This window comes from Microcystis sp. M090S1 (genome assembly GCF_020246295.1).
GTDB classification, from domain to species: domain Bacteria; phylum Cyanobacteriota; class Cyanobacteriia; order Cyanobacteriales; family Microcystaceae; genus Microcystis; species Microcystis aeruginosa.
This window is the reverse complement of sequence record NZ_JADBTF010000150.1, coordinates 1-4157: the sequence shown is the minus strand read 5'-3', so window position 1 is coordinate 4157 and position 4157 is coordinate 1. Positions and strand designations below refer to the sequence as shown.

Genomic DNA, 4157 nt, shown 5'->3' with positions numbered 1-4157 from the left:
GCAATTGATAGCCTGTTAAATTCCCTTGTTTCCACCACCTCCAAGCCGTTCGATAACTTATTCCTGTTTTTTTTGCCTAGTCCGATAGTTTTGTCTGTACATACTACCATGAATGACTATGTCTGACCATATTTGTATTGAAACTTTACAATACTTGAATGCGGGGGGAATTTTCAACTACTTAAAATTGTTGCCAATGGCTCGCCGAAACGACTATCATTGTCAATTAAATAGCTTTTATTGAGAGTTGATCGCTTATGTCTGCCTACACTGCTTCCTCCCTGAAAGCGGAACTCAACGCGCGGGGGTGGCGCTTAACTCCCCAGCGAGAGAAAATTCTGCACGTTTTCCAGAATTTACCGAAAGGCAATCATCTCAGTGCCGAAGAATTGCAGGAATTGCTGGACAAAAGGGGGGAAGGAATTAGTTTATCGACAATTTACCGCAGTGTTAAACTGATGTCGCGGATGGGAATTTTGCGGGAGTTGGAATTGGCCGAGGGTCATAAACACTACGAACTCAATCAACCCTATCCCCACCACCATCATCATTTGGTCTGTATTCAGTGCAATAAAACCATCGAATTTAACAATGATTCCATTCTCAAACACAGTCTCAAACAGTGTGAGAAAGAGGGTTTTCAGTTAATTGACTGTCAGTTAACGGTGATGGCCATCTGTCCGGAAGCTTTGCGGATGGGTTGGCCGTCGGGAATACCGAGTAATTGGGGTTGTACGCGTTCGCTGGTGGATACTCGTTTCCAAAACTGCGAGATTCCCGAATCAAAGGAGCCAGAACCGGAAAACTAGACATCTAAGCGGACATTCCCAACTGAAAACCGAGAGCTTTTTTCTGCATTAATTGGAAAATATTATAAAATCCGTTGGCGCGGGAAGGGGTAAGGCTGACTTTTAAGCCGGTTTCTTCGATAAAATCCGGGGTGACTTGCAGGATTTCTGTGGGAGTCAGTCCATTTAAACCCTCGATTAACAAAGCAACTAAACCCTTGACTAATTGCGCGTCGGAATCCCCTTTGTACCAAACCTGGCCATTTTCGAGGTCGGCAGTGATATAAACTTGGGATACACAGCCATGAACTTTATTAGCGGGTATTTTGGCAGATTCTGGTATTGGTTCTAGTTTTTTAGCAAAAGCTAGTAATTGTTCGTATTTTTGCTTAGGATCGGTACGGCGTTTGAGGCGTTCGACGATGCGATCGAGATTAGACGGGAGCATATTGCGAGTTAAAATAGGAAAAAATTAGCCAATAGCTTTTTTATATTAGCATTCTCGCGGAAGTTGAGCGCTGTGGTTATCGATGCCAGGACTGCCTTGGTCAAAGCGCATTGATGCTATCTGCTAGAATTGGCATCAATCAAACACCACGCTTGCAGGAGCTATGGTTAACCTTTCCTACAATAAAAATCGCCTTCTTCCCAGTTCCGAAGAATGGGAGCATCTCACCTTTGTAACCCCTAAATCAGGTTTTTATGTCAAGCTATTTTGAAAGCCTTGCTAGAAACCAGTTTTAGGGACAAGTATAATTACTCGCTTGCATAAATGAGATGCTCCCCATATTATTTCCTCAATTTTGAGTTAGGGCAATTTTCGTCCATTCGTAAGTGTTCCATTCATCCATTGCCTCAGTAATGACCCTAGAGTAATAGTTGCATCGGCGCTGGGGTGGCGTTCCGTTCCCTTCCTCCGTATGGCAATATCCTGATTTTCCTAACTGGCAAGCTACTAAAGAACAGCTTTCTCGGATACTCATGCCGCGCTGGATGTTTTGTCGATATTCATCAAAAATGTAGCGGAGATCTTTGGGGTAGAGTCGGCCTTCTGAGCCATTCAAGTAGGTAATCCGACAGAGAAAATCAAAAAATTCAGGCTTACTTTTAAACTTGAAATAGCGGTTATCGTAGCGGCTAGATTCATCAAAGATAAGGCGATCTTCTCCTAAATTTTCGATGATTCGCACTGAGCCATCCCAAGCTTCATCGGGTTGACCGATTAACTGATAGGTTTCGACTCCGAAATCTTGACCATTCATGATTTGAGGAGGTTTTCGTCCCCAAGCTCCTACGAATTTGAGTCCGCAAAAGTTGTTGGCAAAATATCCGGTTCTAGTTAACCCAAATCCTGATTCATTAACGGCTTGACCGCCGAGAAAGGCTGCTGGTACGCCATATTTCCTTTCCATCTCGATACAGATGGGTTTAATCTCCTCCATAAACTGTTTTTTCATGGCTTCAGTCAGGGGAGAACCAGGATTGTAACAATTACCGTTTCTTCCCCTTTCTCGGTCTTCAACAGGAACAGGTGAAAACTTGATGTTCATTTTTATTCCTCAATTCGAGCGTTGTCAGAGAAATTGAAGCAGGCAGAAGGCAGATTTGAAGGCCTCAATCCTATATTCTTGCACTAACATCGGATTTTAACAGGTCAAAAGCCTTATTTTAAAAGGGTTTTACCATTATTCAGCCAGCCCTACTTAGTTTCATCTAAAATTAAGCTCTTTGAGCGTTGTAAATTCCATACATATTCTACCCCCCCGCACATTTGTCAAGTCTTTTACACAATTCTTAATATTCCTTTCCGTTTTGCTCTCTCGCTTTCGTCCGGCTTCTCGACGGAATCGCTAAAATGATGAGGGGTGTTTTAGAGGTAAGTCTATGAGTGAACCGGTAACTCTTGAGGATATTTACCAGCTATTCCGCGCTTCCGCCGAGGAATATGATCGCCGGGCTGCCGAATCCAAGGCGGAATATGATCGCCATAGAGTCGAAATAGAGAACCTCCTCGCCGAATCTAAACTAGAAAGCGATCGCTCGATGGCAGAACTGAAACGCACCGTAGAAAGAACCAGCAAAGCGGTAGATAGTCTCACCACTCGCTGGGGTCGATTTGTTGAAGAATTGGTAGAACCGGCGGTTTTACGGCTTTTTCAGGAAAAAGGCATCGATATTAAAGAAGTTTATCCCCGCGCTAGAGTCAAGCGTCAGGGCATCGCCATGGAAATTGATATCCTAGCCGTCGATGATACCGATCTCGTGGTGGTGGAATGTAAATCTAGATTATCTAAAGATGATGTGGATGAATTTATCGAAAAATTGACCCGCTTTAAAATCGCTTTTCCCCATTATCAAAACTATCGAGCTTACGGTGCGGTGGCGGGAATTGAAATCAACGAGGGGATCGATCGATACGCTTATAAAAAAGGTCTATTTGTGATTAAACCCTCCGGGGATACGGTGGCCATTATTAATGATGCCGACTTTCAACCGAATACTTGGTAATTTCCCTAGTCAAAACAATCGCTATGGTTAACCTTTCCTACACAAAAATCGCCTTCTTCCCAGTATCGGGAAATCGTTATTTAACCGCAGAGGAAAGGGCGAGGGCAGCTGCGGCGCTCGCCCAGCAAGAACGTTTAGCCAAACAGGAAGCGGAACAAAAAGCCCAACGACTAGCGGAAAGACTAAGATCACTGGGTATCGACCCCGATGAAATGTAGGGGTGGGTTCCAGGCAATTTTAGGGGATTAATCGCGTAATAATTCCGGTTCGGTTAATTCGTCGGTCATTTCCATCAAGGCCCGTTGGACGGGTTTAATCATCGGGTCATCGATATTTTCTACGGTATCGTAGCGGACGCGTTTGGCCCGTCTAGCGACTTGCACGACGATCGAGTAACGATTGCTGGCCGCATTCATCAGTTTATCGGTGAGATAAATCATCTCGGAGGAGTCGAATTTAAACCGTTTGGACATAGTTATATTTAGCCTTCTCTGGTGAATTTGGCACTTGTCACTGATAATAGGTTAGTGATAAGTTTTATTACTCAGTCCACCTTACCATATTTTGTCAACCTTAAGGATAGGGTTATCCTTGATCTCGATCGTATTTTGTCAACTACTTTTTACAAAACTTAAATCAATTTTATACAAGTTTAAAAATATACAAATAAAGAGATAATTTTTGAAATAAATAAACCCAAAAAAGGTATTGTAAAGTTTCAATACAAATATGGTCATATATAGTCATTCATGGTAGTATGTACAGACAAAACTATCGGACTAGGCAAAAAAAACAGGAATAAGTTATCGAACGGCTTGGAGGTGGTGGAAACAAGGGAATTTAACAGGCTATCAATTGCCT

6 protein-coding genes are annotated in these 4157 nt (G+C 43.0%); 3 read left to right on the top strand and 3 right to left on the bottom strand.

Annotation, left to right across the window (positions count from 1 at the left end):
- The first annotated feature begins 257 nt into the window (after positions 1 to 257).
- Positions 258 to 809, top strand: a complete 552-nt coding sequence (locus tag IM477_RS06690) for a ferric uptake regulation protein (RefSeq protein ID WP_002737956.1) — start codon at positions 258 to 260, stop codon at positions 807 to 809.
- Positions 810 to 813: 4 nt separating this feature from the next.
- On the opposite strand, the gene IM477_RS06685 is transcribed toward IM477_RS06690, so the two are convergent.
- Together IM477_RS06685 and IM477_RS06680 are read right to left on the bottom strand one after the other, a co-directional pair.
- Complete coding sequence (locus IM477_RS06685) at positions 814 to 1236, bottom strand: SufE family protein (RefSeq protein WP_046663438.1); 423 nt, start codon at positions 1234 to 1236, stop codon at positions 814 to 816.
- 349 nt (positions 1237 to 1585) lie between these two features.
- On the bottom strand, positions 1586 to 2338 hold the full coding sequence (locus tag IM477_RS06680; RefSeq protein ID WP_002755682.1) for a glucosaminidase domain-containing protein: 753 nt from the start codon (positions 2336 to 2338) through the stop codon (positions 1586 to 1588).
- Positions 2339 to 2672: 334 nt separating this feature from the next.
- Here IM477_RS06680 and IM477_RS06675 point away from each other — a divergent pair, with 334 nt between their 5' ends.
- Positions 2673 to 3296, top strand: coding sequence for a DUF3782 domain-containing protein (locus IM477_RS06675; protein ID WP_287731034.1), 624 nt, complete (start codon positions 2673 to 2675; stop codon positions 3294 to 3296).
- Between the two features lie 23 nt (positions 3297 to 3319).
- Entirely contained in the window at positions 3320 to 3514 is a 195-nt protein-coding gene (locus IM477_RS06670; protein WP_287731032.1) for a hypothetical protein, read from the top strand.
- Positions 3515 to 3541: 27 nt separating this feature from the next.
- Here the strand turns inward: IM477_RS06670 and IM477_RS06665 are convergent, their stop codons facing one another.
- Positions 3542 to 3769: a DNA-directed RNA polymerase subunit omega gene (locus IM477_RS06665; protein WP_002761217.1), complete on the bottom strand. Its 228-nt coding sequence runs from the start codon at positions 3767 to 3769 to the stop codon at positions 3542 to 3544.
- Positions 3770 to 4157: the final 388 nt, after the last annotated feature.

Coding starts and splice junctions, on each gene's coding strand:
- IM477_RS06690 (WP_002737956.1), top strand. CDS start 258: ATGTCTGCCTACACTGCTTCCTCCCTGAAAGCGGAACTCAACGCGCGG.
- IM477_RS06685 (WP_046663438.1), bottom strand. CDS start 1,236: ATGCTCCCGTCTAATCTCGATCGCATCGTCGAACGCCTCAAACGCCGT.
- IM477_RS06680 (WP_002755682.1), bottom strand. CDS start 2,338: ATGAACATCAAGTTTTCACCTGTTCCTGTTGAAGACCGAGAAAGGGGA.
- IM477_RS06675 (WP_287731034.1), top strand. CDS start 2,673: ATGAGTGAACCGGTAACTCTTGAGGATATTTACCAGCTATTCCGCGCT.
- IM477_RS06670 (WP_287731032.1), top strand. CDS start 3,320: ATGGTTAACCTTTCCTACACAAAAATCGCCTTCTTCCCAGTATCGGGA.
- IM477_RS06665 (WP_002761217.1), bottom strand. CDS start 3,769: ATGTCCAAACGGTTTAAATTCGACTCCTCCGAGATGATTTATCTCACC.